This is a genomic window from Halorubrum californiense DSM 19288 (assembly GCF_000336875.1).
Taxonomy (GTDB): domain Archaea; phylum Halobacteriota; class Halobacteria; order Halobacteriales; family Haloferacaceae; genus Halorubrum; species Halorubrum californiense.
Map to the genome: position 1 here is coordinate 1 of NZ_AOJK01000055.1, position 310 is coordinate 310.

Genomic DNA, 310 nt, shown 5'->3' on the forward strand with positions numbered 1-310 from the left:
GACCGCTCACCAGCCAGCCGCCACTACTGCCAGCGAATCAGCTACCGCGTTCAGAAGCTCAAAGTTACGAAACTCGTCGATACAGCGTCTCAGGCCGTCATTGACGTTCACTGCTCAACGAATCGAGAAGGAAGTGACGCAGACCTCGCTGAGCAGATCGCCCGCCGAAACGCGGGCGATCTGCGGTCCCTTGCGGCCGATAAGGGCTACGACAAGCAGTCGCTCCGCGAAGGTCTGCGTGAGCTCGGGATCAGACCGCTGATCAAGCACCGCATCTTTGCTCCGTACGACCACGCGCACAACGCGAGAA

At 60.0% G+C, this 310-nt stretch carries 1 protein-coding gene; it reads left to right on the top strand.

Going from position 1 to position 310, the window contains the following annotated elements; genetic code table 11:
- Positions 1–310 (top strand): IS5 family transposase (locus tag C463_RS10615; protein ID WP_008443599.1); only part of this gene is annotated, 310 nt, incomplete at both ends.